The following is a 717-nucleotide window of genomic DNA, read 5'->3' on the forward strand; positions in this document are numbered from 1 at the left end:
GCAGATTCCGAGCCGGGGAAAGCTCGCAAAGATCATCAAGAAGATGTTCGTATCCACACCCGGATACCTGATGATTCGATACGACTACTCTGCTCACGAAGTGCGAATCTGGTCAGTTGCGGCAGGCGACAAGGCACTGGCCGAGGCGTTCCGCGCAGGTCAGAAATTGCGGCAAGCCTACATCTCGGCAAAGACCGATGAGGAACGCGCTGAGATCAAGGCGCAGCTAAAGACGAAAGGCGACATTCACATTCAAAACGTGTTTCGCTTTTTCAAGCAGTGGGTGGACAAGGATCACCCGCTCCGTCACGCGATTAAGGCGATTGTGTTCGGCACGCTGTACGGTAAGAGCGCAAAGACACTCGGCATCGATACGAAGCAGAGTGACCTTGGCTCCCTAAAAGGACAGATCAGCGCGCTGTACGAAGAGTCGTTGAAGCCCGAGACGGACAAGAAGCGTATGGTCGAAATCAATCGCATGCTGGAAGAGTTGGATCACAAGCTTACGGCATTGATTGAAGAGGATCGCACAGCATACGCGCAGGACATCATCGACAAGATGTTCAAGGCATTTCCGCAGGGTGCTGAGTGGACCGAGGCTATGCAACGCATGGCAGAAGAAGAGTACTACGTGTACAGCCCATCGGCACGTCGTCGATTCCTGCCTGCGGCCATGACTCAGGATCAGCAGATCGTGGCGCAGCAGGTGCGTCGCGG

At 54.7% G+C, this 717-nt stretch carries 1 protein-coding gene; it reads left to right on the top strand.

All coding sequences use genetic code 11. The features are described from left to right. Positions 1-717 (top strand): DNA polymerase (locus AC1RPW_RS07745; RefSeq protein ID WP_481769402.1); only part of this gene is annotated, 717 nt, incomplete at both ends.

The organism is Dellaglioa sp. CoH-55-MRSF-8 (genome assembly GCF_056782195.1).